Source organism: Streptomyces lydicamycinicus (genome assembly GCF_000829715.2).
GTDB classification, from domain to species: Bacteria; Actinomycetota; Actinomycetes; order Streptomycetales; family Streptomycetaceae; genus Streptomyces; species Streptomyces lydicamycinicus.
Window position 1 is genome coordinate 1,079,810 of the sequence record NZ_BBNO01000001.1, and the last position, 16,456, is coordinate 1,096,265.

General features: G+C 70.3%; 12 protein-coding genes and 5 tRNA genes. 11 read left to right on the plus strand and 6 right to left on the minus strand.

Going from position 1 to position 16,456, the window contains the following annotated elements; genetic code table 11:
* Window position 1: 1 nt before the first annotated feature.
* From TU31_RS04635 to TU31_RS04655, 5 genes are all read right to left on the minus strand, one after another.
* A complete protein-coding gene (locus tag TU31_RS04635) occupies window positions 2-3,094 on the minus strand; it encodes a sensor histidine kinase (protein ID WP_042149215.1) in 3,093 nt (1,030 codons plus the stop codon).
* A gap of 402 nt (window positions 3,095-3,496) precedes the next feature.
* On the minus strand, window positions 3,497-4,090 hold the full coding sequence (locus TU31_RS04640) for a GTP-binding protein (RefSeq protein ID WP_042149218.1): 594 nt from the start codon (window positions 4,088-4,090) through the stop codon (window positions 3,497-3,499).
* Entirely contained in the window at window positions 4,071-4,481 is a 411-nt protein-coding gene (locus TU31_RS04645; protein ID WP_042149221.1) for a DUF742 domain-containing protein, read from the minus strand. The genes TU31_RS04640 and TU31_RS04645 overlap by 20 nt, the downstream gene beginning before the upstream one ends.
* A 101-nt stretch (window positions 4,482-4,582) precedes the next feature.
* Window positions 4,583-4,996, minus strand: coding sequence for a roadblock/LC7 domain-containing protein (locus TU31_RS04650; RefSeq protein WP_018087200.1), 414 nt, complete (start codon window positions 4,994-4,996; stop codon window positions 4,583-4,585).
* Window positions 4,997-5,005: 9 nt separating this feature from the next.
* Window positions 5,006-8,716 carry a sensor histidine kinase gene (locus TU31_RS04655; protein ID WP_042149225.1) on the minus strand — a complete coding sequence of 1,237 codons (3,711 nt, stop codon included), beginning with the start codon at window positions 8,714-8,716 and terminating at the stop codon, window positions 5,006-5,008.
* A 588-nt stretch (window positions 8,717-9,304) separates the two neighbouring features.
* On the opposite strand from TU31_RS04655, the gene TU31_RS04660 reads away from it, so the two are divergent.
* The 10 genes from TU31_RS04660 to TU31_RS04705 all read left to right on the plus strand — a co-directional run bounded on the left by TU31_RS04660 (window position 9,305) and on the right by TU31_RS04705 (window position 14,027).
* The gene (locus TU31_RS04660; protein ID WP_042149228.1) at window positions 9,305-9,487 is read left to right on the plus strand and encodes a hypothetical protein; all 183 of its coding nucleotides are present in this window, start codon (window positions 9,305-9,307) and stop codon (window positions 9,485-9,487) included.
* A gap of 81 nt (window positions 9,488-9,568) precedes the next feature.
* Window positions 9,569-10,342: a fumarylacetoacetate hydrolase family protein gene (locus tag TU31_RS04665; RefSeq protein ID WP_042149230.1), complete on the plus strand. Its 774-nt coding sequence runs from the start codon at window positions 9,569-9,571 to the stop codon at window positions 10,340-10,342.
* On the plus strand, window positions 10,335-11,819 hold the full coding sequence (gene gltX, locus TU31_RS04670) for a glutamate--tRNA ligase (protein WP_042149233.1): 1,485 nt from the start codon (window positions 10,335-10,337) through the stop codon (window positions 11,817-11,819). Before TU31_RS04665 ends, gltX begins: the two co-directional genes overlap by 8 nt.
* A gap of 83 nt (window positions 11,820-11,902) precedes the next feature.
* The gene (locus tag TU31_RS04675) at window positions 11,903-12,628 is read left to right on the plus strand and encodes an HAD family hydrolase (protein WP_042149237.1); all 726 of its coding nucleotides are present in this window, start codon (window positions 11,903-11,905) and stop codon (window positions 12,626-12,628) included.
* Between the two features lie 88 nt (window positions 12,629-12,716).
* A tRNA-Gln gene (locus TU31_RS04680) sits at window positions 12,717-12,788 on the plus strand.
* A 21-nt stretch (window positions 12,789-12,809) separates the two neighbouring features.
* Window positions 12,810-12,882, plus strand: a tRNA-Glu gene (locus tag TU31_RS04685).
* Window positions 12,883-12,944: 62 nt separating this feature from the next.
* A tRNA-Glu gene (locus TU31_RS04690) sits at window positions 12,945-13,017 on the plus strand.
* Between the two features lie 16 nt (window positions 13,018-13,033).
* Window positions 13,034-13,105 (plus strand) — tRNA-Gln (locus TU31_RS04695).
* Window positions 13,106-13,146: 41 nt separating this feature from the next.
* Window positions 13,147-13,219 (plus strand) — tRNA-Glu (locus TU31_RS04700).
* Between the two features lie 325 nt (window positions 13,220-13,544).
* Complete coding sequence (locus TU31_RS04705) at window positions 13,545-14,027, plus strand: DUF4188 domain-containing protein (protein WP_181018529.1); 483 nt, start codon at window positions 13,545-13,547, stop codon at window positions 14,025-14,027.
* 105 nt (window positions 14,028-14,132) lie between these two features.
* On the opposite strand, the gene ndgR is transcribed toward TU31_RS04705, so the two are convergent.
* Window positions 14,133-14,849: an IclR family transcriptional regulator NdgR gene (gene ndgR / locus TU31_RS04710; RefSeq protein ID WP_026169203.1), complete on the minus strand. Its 717-nt coding sequence runs from the start codon at window positions 14,847-14,849 to the stop codon at window positions 14,133-14,135.
* Between the two features lie 175 nt (window positions 14,850-15,024).
* Between ndgR and leuC the strand changes: the two genes are divergently transcribed.
* The gene (gene leuC / locus TU31_RS04715) at window positions 15,025-16,455 is read left to right on the plus strand and encodes a 3-isopropylmalate dehydratase large subunit (RefSeq protein WP_042149247.1); all 1,431 of its coding nucleotides are present in this window, start codon (window positions 15,025-15,027) and stop codon (window positions 16,453-16,455) included.
* Window position 16,456 lies beyond the last annotated feature (1 nt).

Below are 16,456 nucleotides of genomic sequence, written 5' to 3' on the forward strand. Positions count from 1 at the left end.
ACTAACGCTCCTGATCGTAGGTGCTGCCGGGGCCGAAGCCCTGTTGGTCATTCTGGGGGACCCCGGAGGGGTCCGTGCCGACGTTGCGCCCCTGCTGGACGCCGCGGCGCAGGTTACTCAGCCTGCCGCGGACGTCCTCCGGGGCGCGGGAGACCTGGGGGCCGCCCTGCGGGGTCTGCTCCGCGGCACCTTCGACCAGGTTGGCCTTGGGTACCCGCCGGGGGAGGCCGGAAGAGGTGACTCCGCCCGCCTTCGGCTCACGCAGCCGCTCCGCCCGCTCCCAGCGCTCGTCGTTGGAGCTGCGCCAGTCGGAGCCGTCCTGGCCGGTCTCCGGCGTGCTCCGTTGCTCTTGCACCTGCGGTGCTTGCTGGTCGCGGCCTCCGCGGCGCGGAAGGCCGGCGTCCGTCAGCGAGGGGGCATCGCTCGGTGTGGGGCCCGGACGCTCGAATGGTACGCGCTCAGCGGCGTCAGCGGGAGCGGCAGTTGCATTCCGGTCAGATTCCGCTTCGGTCCCGAAGTAGCCCTCGAATGCGGGGCGTTCGGCCCATTCGTCCGGCTGTGCCGCCTCGTGGGAGACGTATGGCTGCTGGCCGGTGGTCTCCGCGAAGCCCGGCTCGCCGAACGCGTGGCCACCGTGCGACCGGTCGTCGTAGAGCGGTTGATCGGCTTCCGCATATGCCTGGGACGACGGGAAGTCCTGGTACGCGCCGCCGGACGACACCTCGTCACGGAAGAGCGGACGCTCGTCCTGCTGGTACCCGGGAGCCTGCTCACCGGACGTCTGGGCCTCCAGTGCGGCCCGGCGCTCCTCGCGGATCAGCGAGCGGCCCACCATGTCCAGGTCACCGGAGTCCGGCCGGCCGTAGCGGCTGTCGTCGAAGCCCAGCTCGGCGGCGGTGCGCTGCTGGTTCTCGTACGCCGTGTGCTGCTGGTTCTCCGGCACGATCCGGGAGACCGTGAAGTCGTCGTCGAACTGCTCGTCGCCACCACCACCGTGGGTGATCGCCTCGGGCAGCATGACCAGCGACGTGGTGCCCGCCTGCTCGCCGGAGGGGCGCAGCTGCACCCGGATCCCGTGCCGGTCGGCCAGTCGGCCGACCACGAACAGGCCCATGCGCTGGGAGATCGCGGCATCCACGCTCGGCGGGTTCGCCAGCTTGTGGTTGATGTCCGCGAAGTCCTCGGGGGTGAGCCCGATGCCCTTGTCGTGGATCTCGATCATCACCCGGCCGTCGGGCAGCCGGGTCGCGGCCACCCGCACCTTCGTCTGCGGGGAGGAGAACGTGGTGGCGTTCTCCAGCAGCTCGGACAGCAGGTGCACGAGGTCGGTCACGGCGGTGCCGTGGATCTCGCTCTCGGGGACGCCGGTGAGGTCTATTCGCTCGTAGGACTCGACCTCACTGATCGCCGCCCGCAGGACGTCGACCAGCGGCACCGGCTGGTTCCAGCGGCGGCCGGGCTCCTCGCCCGCGAGGATGAGGAGGTTCTCGCCGTTGCGCCGCATACGGGTGGCGAGGTGGTCGAGCCGGAAGAGGTTCTCCAGCTGGTCCGGGTCCGCCTCGTTGTTCTCCAGGTCGGTGATCAGCTCCAACTGGCGCTCGATCAGACCCTGGTTGCGGCTGGAGAGGTTGGTGAAGATCGCGTTGACGTTGCCCCGCAGCAGCGCCTGCTCGGCGGCGAGCCGGACGGCCTCGCGGTGCACCTGGTCGAAGGCCCGGGCGACCTCGCCGATCTCGTCCGTGGTGGCGATCGGGATGGGCTGGACGCGGGTGTCGACCCGGCCCGGGTCCGTCCGTGAGAGCTGGTCGACCAGCATCGGCAGCCGCTGCTCGGCGATGCCGAAGGCGGCGGTGCGCAGCTGGCGCATGTTGCGGCTCATCCGGCGGGCCATCAGACCGGCCACGACGAACGCGATGATCAGCGCGGCGAGCACGATGCCGGAGTCGATGAAGGTCGACTGGCGGGCGTCGTTGGAGATCTGCGCCGCCTCGTTCACGGCCTTGTCCGACAGGTCCTTCTCGATGGACCGGTACATGTCGAACTTGCCGGTCGCGGCCGCGAAGTAGGTGTCGGAGGTGAGGCCCCGCACGCCCAGCGTCTCCGGCGCCGCGCCGGTGGCGATCAGGGCGCCCATCTGGTCGATCGACGGCGGGGCGCGGAACGGCCGGCCGGCGGCCTGCGCCTGCTCCTTGGCCCGCGCGATCTTCTGCTGCGCGGCCTGCTTGAGCGACGCGCCGTCCTTCTTGAGGCGCTCGACGTCCTCGGGCGTACCGCCGGAGGTGTACTCGCCGATGGCGATGCCCTCCAGGTAGCGGTACGACGCGAAGGCGGTCAGCTGAAGCTTGTGCTCCTTGCCGCCCTGCGGGGACGCCGGGTCGACCAGGAGGTGGGTGCCGATGGACCGCTGGAGCGACACGGCGGCCTTGGCCAGCGCGACGGCGTAGACGGTACGGCCGTAGGAGGTGATGTTGCCGGTGCCCAGGCCGAGTTCGTTGGCGAACTCCATCAGCGGGTGCTGGACCTCGACATAGCCCTCTTCGGTCTGCACACCGCGCAGCTTGGAGGTGTAGGCCGCCTGGCGCAGCTGCTGGAGCTTGGGCTCGGACTTCTCGAACGCGGCGAGGCGGCGCTTGAGGCCCGGCTTGTCCGGCATGGCCTTGGCGGCCTGGTGGAACTTCTCGGCGGCGGCGTCGGTGGCGTCCCGCGCCCCCTGCACGGCCGGGTCGTCCTTCTTGCCCTTCAGCAGCGGCGCCGCGGTGCGGTCCCGCTCGTCGAGCAGGGCGTTGCTGTAGGTGAGGGACGCACGGACCAGCTTCGCGGTGTTCTCCGCGTCCTGCGCTTCCTGCCAGGTGGCGAACGAACTGTCCACCCGCAGCCCGCCGAAGATCAGGGCGAGGATTACGGGGATCAGCAGAATGGCGTTCAGGCGGGTCGCCACGCGCCAGTTGCGCGGGGAGTACTTACCGCCACTGGCCGGAGGCTTCGCGACCGAATTTTCGGGCGCGTCGGAAGCCGATAGGCCACCTCTGGGCGGCGGTGTGAAGTTGCCCCGCCGCGGTTCCTGCGGCTCGGGGCTCGCCTTGCTTCGCCTCACTCGACCAACAACCTCTCGGCGCCGGCACTGACTTGCTGTGCCGTTTCTTCTGGGCGTTCCTACTCCGGAGTTCAGCGAATTTCAGCACGTCAGGGCGGTGCGTTCCAAACACTGGGTAAAGCCGGAGGAGGCGTGAAAGGGCCCGAGATAAAAGGGGCGTTAAGGGCGAGCCGCGCCAAAATGCAGGAGAATTGTGAGCGCAGCGAAGCCGGGCATGCGCGCGGGGTGTCGAAAGCCTGCTGATTCACTGTCGAAACGTTATGAAGCAAAATTGTGGGCGTGTCGAAGGACACAGATCGACTCAGGGATGCCGGAATCCGGTCAGGGGCAGGGGGGCGCACCCCCGCCCCTGACAACCGCCGTACGGCCCGCGCCGGATGGCGGCGGGCCGGTTCCGACGGACTACTGGAGCCGGGCCATCAGCGCGTGCTCCACGAGCGTGATGAGCGCGCTCTTGGCCTCGTTGCGGTGCCGGGCGTCGGTGGCGATGATCGGCGTCCCCGGGCCGATCTGAAGCGCCTCACGCACCTCGTCGGGCGTGTGGGGCTGATACCCCTCGAAGCCGTTGAGGGCGATGACGAACGGCAGCCCGCTGTTCTCGAAGTAGTCGACGGCCGGGAAGCAGTCGGCGAGACGGCGGGTGTCGACCAGGACCACGGCGCCGATCGCGCCGCGGACCAGGTCGTCCCACATGAACCAGAAGCGGTCCTGGCCCGGCGTACCGAAGAGGTACAGGATCAGGTCCTGGTCCAGGGTGATCCGGCCGAAGTCCATCGCCACGGTCGTCGTGGTCTTGTCCTGGACGTGGCTGAGATCGTCGACGCCCGCCGAGGCGGAGGTCATCACGGCCTCGGTGCGCAGCGGGTTGATCTCTGAGACGGCCCCGACGAACGTGGTCTTGCCCACGCCGAAGCCGCCCGCCACCACGATCTTGGCGGAGGTCGTGGCGCGGGCCGAAGTCCCGTCCGAACCGCTGTCAGAGCTTGCGAAGTCCACTGAGCACCCTCTCGAGCAAGGTCACGTCCGGCGTGCCGCCGGCCTCACCGCTGCCGCCCGGCTGGTGGATCGCCACCATCCCGGCCTCCGCCAGGTCCGCGACCAGGATCCGCGCCACACCCAGCGGGATGTGCAGCAGTGCGGAGACCTCGGCGACCGACTTCACCTCACGGCACAGGTGGCAGATCCGCTGGTGCTCGGGCAGCAGCCCGGGCAGCTGGGAGGGGTCGGCGGTCGTGCTGACCAGCGCCTCGATGGCGAGCTGGTAGCGCGGCCGGGTCCGGCCTCCGGTCATGGCGTACGGGCGCACCAGCGGCTGGTCACCTTCGTTCCCGTACGGCGCTTGACTATAGGCGCCGTACGGGCCGGAAGTGGCAGGTGGCGGGGTCATGGGTCCTCCGGGCGGGACAACTGACTGTCGTCGGGTTGGGCCGGTGGGGGGTGCGGCACATGGATGGTTGGTGCTGTACGGAGCGGCGCTGCGGGCGCCGTTCAGTGCAGCAGGCTGCCCTGAAGTTCGGCGCGCAGATCCGGCGTCAGTACCGTGCCCGCGCGGTCGACCAGCAGAGCCATTTCGTAGCCGACCAGGCCGATGTCGCACTCGGGGTGCGCCAGCACGGCCAGCGACGATCCGTCGGAGACGGACATGATGAAGAGGAAGCCACGCTCCATCTCCACGACGGTCTGGTTGACCGTCCCGCCCTCGAAGATGCGGGACGCGCCGGAGGTCAGCGAGGTCAGGCCGGAGGCCACCGCCGCCAACTGGTCGGCACGGTCGCGGGGGAAGCCCTCGGACATGGCGAGGAGCAGACCGTCCGCGGAGACCACCACCGTGTGTGACACCCCGGGGGTGTTGTCCACGAAGTTGGTGATCAACCAGTTCAGGTTCTGCGCCGCCTGGCTCATCGGACTCAACTAACGCTCCTGCTGGTGAGTGGGATCGACAATGCCGTGGGTGCCGGTCGACGACGTCCCGGCCTGCCGGCCTTGCTGAATACCCCGACGGAGATTGGTCAGCCGCCCGCGCACATCACTGGGCGCACGCGAGACCTGGGGACCGCTCTGGGTGGACTGCTGCTGTTGCGCGGTGCCCGCGACGAGGTTCGCGCGCGGGACCCGGCGGGGCAGTCCGGAGGTGGTGACACCGCCCGCGGCGGGCTGGCGGATCTGCTCCGCCTGCCGCCACGTCTCGTCGTTCGGCGAGCTGCGCCACTGGGTGGCGGCGTCGGCCGGGGCCGCGCCGCGCGCACCGTTGACCGGGGCGTCGTTGCGTGCCTCGCCGCGCGCCGGGGCCTGCGCCGCCTCGCGGCGCGGCAGCCGCGGGGCCTCGGGCTCGGCGTCGCCCTGGGGCGGCACACCGGCAGCGGCGGCCGCCGGGTGGTTGAACCAGTTGGACTCGATGGTGTCGAAGATCGGCGTACGGCCGTCGCCGGGACCGGCGTCCCCGTCACCGAGCACATCGGCGGACGGCGCACCGCTGTCCTGCGACCGCTGCACCGGGAACTGCCCGGTGCCCTGCGACTCGTCGGCGTACGCGGCACGGTCGGCATCCGGCCGCTGGTACTGGCCGGTCTCGAACTGCCCGGTCTCGTACTGGCCGGTGTCGCTGTCGGGCCGCTGGTACTGGCCGGTGTCGCCGTCGGGCTGCTGGAACTGCCCGGTGTCGCTGTCCGGGCGCCGGTACTGGCCCGTCTCGTAACGACCGGTCTCGTACTGGCCCGTGTTGCCGTCCGGCACGGGGAACTGCCCGGTGTCGGCGGGGCCGTTGCCCGCACCCTGGCCGGCCGGACGCGCGCCCTGCGGGCGGGACCCGCGCGGGGAGCCGTCCGCGGCGGGCGGCGGACCGTTGAAGTCGGGACGGGCGAACGCCGCGGTGTCACCGGGGCCGCCGCTCGGCGCGGGCCGCTCGAAGCTGCCGGTGGTCTCCGGCTCCTCGTGGCCGCGCGGGCGCTCCTGCGTCTCGCGGGGCGTCAGCGGCCAGTCGTCGGAGCCGCCGCGCTCACGGCGCGCGCCCCAGCTCGTACCGCCGGGCTGCTGAGTGCCCTGGCCGCCGCCCTGACCGCCGGCGGGCGGACCGCTCGGCAGCTCGGCCGCGGCGCCACGGGCGGGCAGCTGCGGACGCTCCTCGCGGCGCGGGGCGCCGGTCGGCGGGGCGACGGTGGGTGCCGGGCCGTTGTCCGCGCCGCGGGTGGGCAGCGAGGGACGCGAGCCGGCGGGACGGCCGGCGGCCGGGCGGGCGTCGCCGCCCTGCGCCGGGGCGCCGGGGGAGCCGGCACCGGGCGGGGCCGTACGGCCGGAGGGTGCCGAGGCACCGAAGGCGTTGGGCGCACCGCCGCCGGGGCCGCCGCGGCCGGGCAGCGCGGGACGCCCGCCGGCCGAGGGGCCCGAACCGACCTGACCGCGCGGCTGGAGCCCCGCGAGCCGGCTGGAGGGCGTGCCGCCGTGGTCTCCGCCGCCGCCCTTGGCGTTGCTGGGCGCCGGCTTCTTGCCGCCCTGGGCGAGGTCCACCGGCAGCATGACCAGCGCGGTGGTGCCGCCGGAGTCGGAGGGCCGCAGCTGGATACGGATGCCGTGCCGCAGCGACAGCCGGCCGACCACGAACAGACCCATCCGCCGGGAGACCGAGACGTCCACGGTCGGCGGGCTGGCCAGCCGCTCGTTGATGGACGACAGGTCCTCGGGCGACAGGCCGATACCGGTGTCGTGGATCTCGACCAGCACCCGGCCGTCGGGCAGCGCGTGACCGGTGACCTTGACCTTGGTCTGCGGGGAGGAGAACGAGGTGGCGTTCTCCAGCAGCTCGGCGAGGAGGTGCACGAGGTCGTTGACGACCCGGCCCGCGACCTCGGTCTGCGGTACGGCGTTGAGCTCGATCCGCTCGTACTGCTCCACCTCGGAGGCGGCGGCACGGAGCACGTCGACCAGCGGCACCGGCCGCGTCCACCGGCGCCCCGGCTCCTCACCGGCGAGGACCAGGAGGTTCTCACCGTTACGGCGCATGCGGGTGGCGAGGTGGTCGAGCTTGAAGAGGGAGGACAGCTGGTCCGGGTCGGCCTCGCGGGACTCCAGTTCGGAGATCAGCGAGAGCTGACGCTGGATCAGGCCCTGGGAGCGGCGCGAGAGGTTGGTGAACATCGCGTTGACGTTGCCCCGCAGCAGCGCCTGCTCGGAGGCGAGGCGGACCGCCTCGCGGTGCACGTCGTCGAAGGCCGCGGCCACCCGGCCGATCTCGTCCCGGCTGTGCACACCGACGGACTCGACGGAGGTGTCGACGTCCTGCGGGTCGGACTCGGACAGCTGCTTGACCAGCTCGGGCAGCCGGTCCTGGGCGACCTTCTGCGCGGTGTCCTGGAGCCGGCGCAGCGAGCGGACCATGGACCGCGCCACGACGAACGCGCCGACCAGCGAGACGCCGAGGACGAGCAGGATCAGCGCACCGCTGATGATCGCGGACTGGGTGGCCTCGTTGCGCAGCTCGCGGGACTTCTGCTCCATCTCCGAGAGCAGCGTGGTCTCGATACGCGACATCTCGTCGATCTTGACGGTGTCGGAGTCGTACCAGTCGAGGTAGCGGTAGTCCTGGCTGCGGATGCCGGAACCGCTGGCGAAGGCGCGGTGCGCGAAGGCCACCGCGGCCTTGATCTCGTCGTTGTTGCCGTCCAGCCCGCGGGTCAGCGCGCCGGCGCTGTTCTCCCCGTTGCTGGTGTAGATCTGCGAGAAGCGGTCGCGGGCCGCCTTCTCGTTGTTCTCGGCGTTACGGCCGGCCAGCCGGTCGTTGGAGGACAGCTGCGGGCCGCCCTCGTGGGCGAGGCCGGCACTGACCAGGGCGCGCTGGATCGACGCGTACTCCTTGGCCGACGAGAACGCCGCCAGCGCACGGGTACTGCGGATCATCTCCGGGTTGCTGGTCGCCTGCGCCATGTCCTGGGAGAGCGACAGCAGCGAGTTGATCAGCTGGTTGTAGCTGGTGACCGTCCGGGTCGAGTTGTCCGCGTCCTTGTAGGCGTTGTTGCGGATCTCGTTGAGGGTGTTGAGCTGGCGGGTGATCTCCAGGACGGTCGCCCGGACACCGGTCATCGTGGCGTCCTGGCCCCGGATGTCATCGGTGGCCTGGTTGAACGACAGCCGGGCGCGGTCGGTCGCCTCGCGGGGCGCGACGACGTTGGCGTCGTCCTTGACGTTCCCGCTGCCGGCCAGCGGACCGGCCGACTTGTCCCGCTCCACCTGCAACGCGTCGGCGAGCTCGGTGGCCTGCCGGGTCATCTCGGTGAGCAGCTGCATCTTGTCGAGCTGGTCGATGTTCTCCAGCGACGTGCCGATGCGCATACCGCCCAGCGTGGTCGCGGCGACCACGGGAAGCGCGAGCAGGGAGACCAGACGGGTGCTGATGCGCCAGTTGCGCAGCGCTATTCGCGAACCGGGGCCACTGGGCCCCTTCGACGCCTTGGGCTTACCGCTGTCCGCGGCGTCATTGCCCGGCGCCTGGCCGCCCCCGTCGACGGGCAGTGTGCTGCCCCCGGCGGAACCGTTGCCCTGGGCGCGCTGGGGCGAGGAGGCGCGGTCGGTTCCGCCGCGCAGCTCCGGGTCCGCCGCAGCGCTGCCATCCCTCTTGAAACGTCCCTGCACTAGCGTCGCAACCTCTGGACCAGGCGTCCCACCTCGGCGGGACGGTGTCGAGTCGTATGGGGACCGCTAAGTCCCCCCATGGCGGTCGTGATGACCGGCGGGCTGCCCTCTCGGTCGGAGTGGACGGCACCGCCGCGCGGCGCTTCGTTGCGCCCTGCGCGCCGGCTCAAACATGCGGCGGTCCGTGGAATTCCAGCACAGTGCAGGATCTCCAACAAGAGCGGAGTCCCGCACTGTGACTTGGGTGACGCAATGTACGGAAGGCGTCACGACGTGTCGAAGATTCGGCTGTCGATAACGGACTTTTATCCGCGAGTCGGCCGCCCCTCTTGACTGTCCCAGGTGCGGTGATCGGGAGCGGAACGTGCACTTCAATCCGTCATTGTCCGATTCGCCCAGGGTTGTTGATCATGGGATATGCGGCATTTGTCACACACTTCGTGAGCAAACTCACAGGAAGATCATTGAGTCCCCCGGCACATCGCAGGGAATAGCGCGCTTAGCCTGACGCTTTACACAGTTGCCGAGAATGACAAGGCAGCTTTCCGCAAGCCCTTTCCCGACTTCGATGACGCGAGGCATGCAGCAGTGAAGACGACGATGATGTTCCGCAACATAGCCAACCCGCGGCGCACCACCCTGGCCCACCTCACCGACGCCGAGGAGCTCGGCATCGAGGCCCCGGAGCACACCGTCGAGCTGCCGGCCCAGACCGCCAACCCCCGCCGTACGGTCCTGATGACCGCCCCCGAGCAGGTCGTCCCGGCGTAATCAGCGGCGGACCGGCAGCAGCCCCGCGATAGCCTGGAGTGTCAACTCCGGCCAGTGATCAATGAGGGGCAACGGCAACCCGTGCGCATCGCAAGATTCTCCATCGACGGCAACGTCGGCTTCGGCGTCCTCGAAGACGGCGAACTCGACGTCATCAAGGGGCATCCCTTCGCGGAATTCGAGCGCTCGGGCCAAAAGGTCCCCCTCGACAAGGTCCGGCTGCTGCCGCCGGTCCTCCCCAACAAGGTCGTCGCGATCGGCCGCAACTACGCCGAACACGCCGCCGAGCTGGGCAACGCCGTCCCGGACGTCCCGGTCACCTTCTTCAAGCCGTCCACCTCGGTGATCGGCCCCGGCGACCCCATCGCGTACCCCTCCTTCTCCCAGGAGGTGCACCACGAGGCGGAGCTCGCCGTCGTCATCGGCCGGATGTGCCGTGAGGTGCCCCGCGAGCGCGTCAAGGACGTGATCCTCGGCTACACCTGCGCCAACGACGTCACCGCCCGCGATGTGCAGCAGCGCGAGAAGCAGTGGGCGCGGGCCAAGGGCTTCGACAGCTCCTGCCCGCTCGGCCCCTGGGTCGAGACCGGGCTGGACCCCGCCGACATCGCCGCCGGCCTCGCCATCCAGTGCACGGTCAACGGCGAACAGCGCCAGCTCGGCCGCACCAGCGACATGGTCCGCCCGGTGGAGGACCTGATCGTCCACATCACCGAGGCCATGACCCTGCTCCCCGGCGACGTCATCCTCACGGGCACCCCGGCCGGGGTCGGCCCCCTCAACGTCGGCGACGAGGTCGCCGTCACCATCGAAGGCATCGGCACTCTCACCAACAAGGTGATCAAGCGTGGCTAACGCGACCCCCGTCCGCGTCCGTTTCTGTCCCTCCCCGACCGGTAACCCCCATGTCGGCCTGATCCGTACCGCCCTGTTCAACTGGGCCTACGCACGGCACAACAAGGGCACCCTGGTCTTCCGGATCGAGGACACCGACGCGGCCCGCGACTCCGAAGAGTCCTACAACCAGCTGCTGGACTCGTTCCACTGGCTGGGCTTCGACTGGGACGAGGGCCCCGAGGTCGGCGGCCCGCACGCGCCGTACCGCCAGTCGCAGCGCATGGACCTCTACAAGGACCTCGCCGACAAGCTCCTCGCCGCCGGCCACGCCTACCACTGCTACTGCACCACCGAAGAGCTCGACGAGCGCCGTGACGCCGCCCGCAAGGCCGGCAAGCCCTCCGGCTACGACGGCACCTGCCGCGAGCTGACCGCCGAGCAGAAGGCCGCCTACGACGCCGAGGGCCGGACCTCCATCGTCCGCTTCCGGATGCCCGACGAGCCGATCACCTTCACCGACCTGGTGCGCGGCGAGCTGACCTTCACCCCGGAGAACGTTCCGGACTACGGCATCGTCCGCGCCAACGGCGCCCCGCTGTACACCCTGGTCAACCCGGTCGACGACGCCCTGATGGGGATCACCCACGTCCTGCGCGGCGAGGACCTGCTCTCCTCCACCCCCCGCCAGATCGCCCTCTACCGGGCCCTGATCGAGCTGGGCGTGGCCAAGGAGATCCCGGCCTTCGGCCACCTCCCGTACGTCATGGGCGAGGGCAACAAGAAGCTCTCCAAGCGCGACCCGCAGGCCAACCTCAATCTCTACCGCGAGCGCGGCTTCCTCCCCGAGGGCCTGCTCAACTACCTTGCGCTGCTCGGCTGGTCCTTCTCCGCCGACCAGGACCTCTTCTCGGTGCAGGAGCTGATCGAGAAGTTCGACATCGCGGACGTCAACGCCAACCCGGCCCGCTTCGACCTGAAGAAGGCCGAGGCGATCAACGCCGACCACATCCGGCGCCTGGACCTGGAGTCCTTCATCACGGCCTGCGAGCCCTGGCTGACGGCCCCGCACGCCAACTGGGCCCCCGAGGACTTCGACGAGGCCGCCTGGCGGGCCATCGCCCCGCACGCCCAGACCCGCCTCACGGTCCTCTCCGACATCACCGCCAATGTCGACTTCCTCTTCCTCAAGGAGCCGGTCGAGGACGAGGCGTCCTGGGCCAAGGCCATGGGCAAGGGCGACCCGGTGGCGCTGCTGACCACCGCCCGCGCCAAGCTGGACGCCGCCGACTGGACCGCCGGCCCCGAGCCCCTCAAGGAGGCCGTCCTGGCCGCCGGTGAGGAGCACGGCCTCAAGCTCGGCAAGGCCCAGGCCCCGGTCCGGGTGGCCGTCACCGGCCGCACGGTCGGCCTGCCGCTCTTCGAGTCCCTGGAGATCCTGGGCAAGGAGCGCACCCTCCAGCGCATCGACGCGGCCCTGGCGAAGCTGGCCGGCTGACCCCGTGACCGCCTGAAGGGGCCCGGACACCGCACGGTGTCCGGGCCCCTGGCGCATCCGGAGCCCTTCGCTAGATTGCCGGTATGCCCCTCCGCGCCGTCCTGTGGGACCTCGACGACACCCTCTTCGACTACACCGGATCGGACCGGGCCGGTGTCCTGCGGCACCTGCGGACCGAGGGCCTCCTCGACGCGTACGGCGGCGAGGAAGCGGCCCTGGAGCGCTGGCGGACGGCCATGGAGACCGAGTTCGCCCGCTTCCTCGCCGGTGAGGTGGGCTTTCTCGATCACCGCAGAGGCCGGGCCCGGACGTTCCTGGGGACCCCGCTCTCCGACACCGAGGCGGACGCCTGGTTCGGCCGGTACATCGCGCACTACGAAGCGTCCTGGACGCTCTTCCCGGACTCCGCGCCCGCACTGGCGGCCCTGGCCCCCTTGGTACGGCAGGCGGTGCTGTCCAACGCCACCACCGCCAACCAGGAGCGCAAGCTGGCAGCCCTGGGGATCCGTACCCGCTTCGAGGCGGTGTTCTGCGCCGACGAGCTGGGGTGCGCCAAGCCCGCCGCGGAGGCTTTCACCGGCGCCTGTCAGGCGCTCGGCGTAACCCCCGGCGAGGTCGTGTACATCGGCGACAAGCTCGACATCGATGCGCTCGGCGCCCGGGACGCCGGGCTGACGGCCGTATGGCTGGACCGGGCGGGCACCGGTGAGGAGCTGCCCGCGGGGGTGCGTCGGATCGCGAGCCTGGCGGAGCTCCCCGAGCTGTTGCGCGGAGTTATCGGTTTTGGTGCGCCGTCCACGATCAGGTAATGTTCTTCCTGCGCCGCCCGAGAGGGCCGAGAGGCCCGGCCGGGAGGCGCAGTCAAAATAAAACCCCCTACGGGGGGTTGCGCTTTGATGGCCTATGGTGTAATTGGCAGCACGACTGATTCTGGTTCAGTTAGTCTAGGTTCGAGTCCTGGTAGGCCAGCTCGCAGAGCTTATCTGCAAAGCCCCCGTTGTGTAGCGGCCTAGCACGCTGCCCTCTCAAGGCAGTAGCGCCGGTTCGAATCCGGTCGGGGGTACAGATCCTTCCCAGGGAGACAGTCCGGGTCGCACCCACTGTTTCTCATGCAGGATCGCTAGGGCCCCCGTTGTGTAGCGGCCTAGCACGCCGCCCTCTCAAGGCGGTAGCGCCGGTTCGAATCCGGTCGGGGGTACTGGTCTAAACCACCATGGGCTATGGTGTAATTGGCAGCACGAGTGATTCTGGTTCATTTAGTCTAGGTTCGAGTCCTGGTAGCCCAGCGCGGAGCATCCTCGTGAAGCTCCCAACTGCAAAAAGACTTGCCCCCGTTGTGTAGCGGCCTAGCACGCCGCCCTCTCAAGGCGGTAGCGCCGGTTCGAATCCGGTCGGGGGTACAAGAAGAGAAGGCCCCCCGCATCATGCGGGGGGCCTTTTCGTGTCAACTGCCGCTTCCCTGGCGCCGGTTGGGCGCCCCCGGCCTGGATCAGCCCCCGGGCCGGCCGTGGCCGGTGCGAATGCCCCTCGTCGTACGCGCAGCGGGCGCGGTGATCCGGCGGCCCGGTGGCGGCAGCCCCTCGCGCAGGCAATTCCTGACCGTGACGGTGGCTCCCGCTGCGCTCGCCCGGCTCCGCCAGTCGCCCACCCCTTGCACCTTCCATTGGGGAGTGTCACTATCTAAGCGTGGATAGCGACGCTATCCGATGTCGGAAGGGGGCTGCCATGAGTGGCAAGCCGGTGCAGGGACGGATGACGGCGGACGGTGGCCGGGAGGTGGTGGTCTTCCTCATCGGGATGCGCTTCAACAGCTGGCGTGCGGTGCGCAGTTGGCTGCCGGTGTTCCTCGCCATGCCGCGCATGATCAAGGAGCTGGCCCGGGATCCGGACAGCGGGATGATCGGCTACCGGCTGCTGCCCGGACTGCCGAGGCACTTCGCCGTCCTCCAGTACTGGGACTCGAAGGAGAAGCTGTTCGCCTACGCCGCGGATCAGGGCGGCGAGCACCGGCCGGCCTGGGCGGCGTTCAACCGGCGGGTGCGCGAGGGGCGGAACAAGGTCGGCTTCTGGCATGAGACCTATGCCGTCCCGGCGGGCTCATACGAGAGCATCTACGTCAATATGCCGTCGTACGGGCTGGGGGAGGCGCTGGGGACGGTGCCGGTCGGCCGCCGCGGGGAGCGGGCCGCCGACCGGATGGCGGCCTGAGCGCGCGGGGCGGCCCCGCGTGACCCCTCTGCACGGGCCGCTCCTTCGGCGTCGTGACCGCAACCGGCGGCGGCCCCTGCTCCGGTTTGTCCCGTAGCGGGGTGCTCAGCCGGTGCGCCGCAGGCCCTCGGAGAGGCGGGCTGCCGCGTCGATGACCGCCTGGGCGTGCATCCGGCCCGGGTGGCGGGTCAGCCGCTCGATCGGGCCGGAGACCGACACGGCGGCCACCACGCGGTTCGAGGGGCCGCGCACGGGGGCGGAGACCGAGGCCACGCCCGGCTCCCGCTCGCCGATCGACTGGGCCCAGCCCCGGCGCCGTACGCCGGACAGCGCGGTGGCCGTGAAGCGCGCGCCCTGGAGGCCGCGGTGCAGCCGCTCGGGCTCTTCCCAGGCCATCAGGATCTGGGCGGCCGAGCCCGCCTTCATGGGGAGCGTGGAGCCGACCGGGACGGTGTCCCGCAGTCCGGACAGCCGCTCGGCCGCCGCCACACAGATCCGCATATCGCCCTGCCGGCGATAGAGCTGGGCGCTCTCGCCGGTCACATCGCGTAGGTGGGTGAGTACCGGGCCCGCCGTGGCCAGCAGGCGGTCCTCACCGGCCGCCGCGGCCAGCTCGGACAGCCGCGGGCCCAGGATGAACCGGCCCTGCATGTCCCTCGCCACCATCCGGTGGTGTTCCAGTGCCACGGCCAGTCGGTGGGCCGTGGGCCGTGCGAGCCCTGTCGCCGCGACCAGCCCGGCGAGGGTGGCCGGACCGGACTCCAGGGCACTCAAAACCAGAGCTGCCTTGTCGAGAACGCCGACGCCGCTAGAGTTGTCCATGCAACGATACTCGCGTCTCACACTGTGAAACGCAAGTTCAATTTTCCAGGGAAGTCGTCAATCTGTAGGTGTGGCCCTCGACCAGGGCCCGGCGTAAGGCCCGGCAAGGGGATTTCTGCGGGCATCGCGCACGGACGAGGAAAGGCCGGCAATGCGGCCGGTCGGAGGGAAAGCGATGGGACGGACACTCGCGGAGAAGGTCTGGGACGACCATGTCGTCCGGCGCGCGGAAGGCGAGCCCGACCTCCTCTTCATCGATCTGCACCTGCTGCACGAGGTCACCAGCCCGCAGGCGTTCGACGGCCTCCGCAAGGCCGGCCGCCAGGTGCGCCGGACGGACCTGACCATCGCCACCGAGGATCACAACACCCCGACCCTCGACATCGACAAGCCGATCGCCGACCCGGTCTCCCGCACCCAGCTGGAGACGCTGCGCAAGAACTGCGCGGAGTTCGGGGTTCGGCTGCACCCGCTGGGCGATGTCGAGCAGGGCGTTGTCCACGTCGTGGGACCGCAGTTGGGACTGACCCAGCCCGGCACCACCGTGGTCTGCGGTGACAGCCACACCTCCACCCATGGAGCCTTCGGCGCGCTGGCGTTCGGCATCGGCACCAGCCAGGTCGAACATGTGCTGGCCACCCAGACGCTGCCGCTGGCCCCCTTCAAGACCATGGCGATCACCGTCGACGGTGAGCTGCCCGACGGCGTCACCGCCAAGGACCTGATCCTGGCGATCATCGCGCGGATCGGCACCGGTGGCGGCCAGGGCTACGTCCTGGAATACCGCGGTTCGGCCATCGAGAAGCTGTCGATGGAAGCCCGAATGACCATCTGCAACATGTCGATCGAGGCGGGCGCCCGGGCCGGCATGATCGCCCCGGACGAGACCACCTTCGCCTACCTGCGGGGCCGCGACCACGCCCCCCAGGGCGCGGACTGGGACGCCGCGGTCGAGTACTGGAAGACGCTGCGCACCGACGACGACGCGGTCTTCGACGCCGAGGTGCACATCGACGCCTCCGCGCTCGCGCCGTTCGTCACCTGGGGCACCAACCCCGGCCAGGGCGCGCCGCTTTCGGCGAGCGTCCCCGACCCGGCTTCGTACGAGGACGCCTCGGAGCGCTTCGCCGCCGAAAAGGCCCTGGAGTACATGGGGTTGACGGCGGGTCAGCCGCTGCGGGACATCAAGGTGGACACCGTCTTCGTAGGTTCGTGCACCAACGGCCGTATCGAGGACCTGCGCTCCGCGGCCGGGATCCTGGAAGGCCGCAAGGTCGCCGACGGCGTACGGATGCTGATCGTCCCCGGCTCGGTCCGGGTCTCCCTGGAGGCCGTCGCCGAGGGGCTGGACAAGGTCTTCACCGCGGCGGGCGCCGAATGGCGGCACGCCGGCTGCTCGATGTGTCTGGGGATGAACCCCGACCAGCTGGCGCCCGGTGAGCGCTCCGCGTCCACCTCCAACCGCAACTTCGAGGGCCGGCAGGGCAAGGGCGGTCGCACGCACCTGGTCTCGCCGCAGGTCGCCGCCGCAACGGCGGTTCTCGGCCATCTGGCCTCACCGGCCGATCTGTCCGACGTCGCCGTCGCCACGCCCGCGGGAGTCTGAA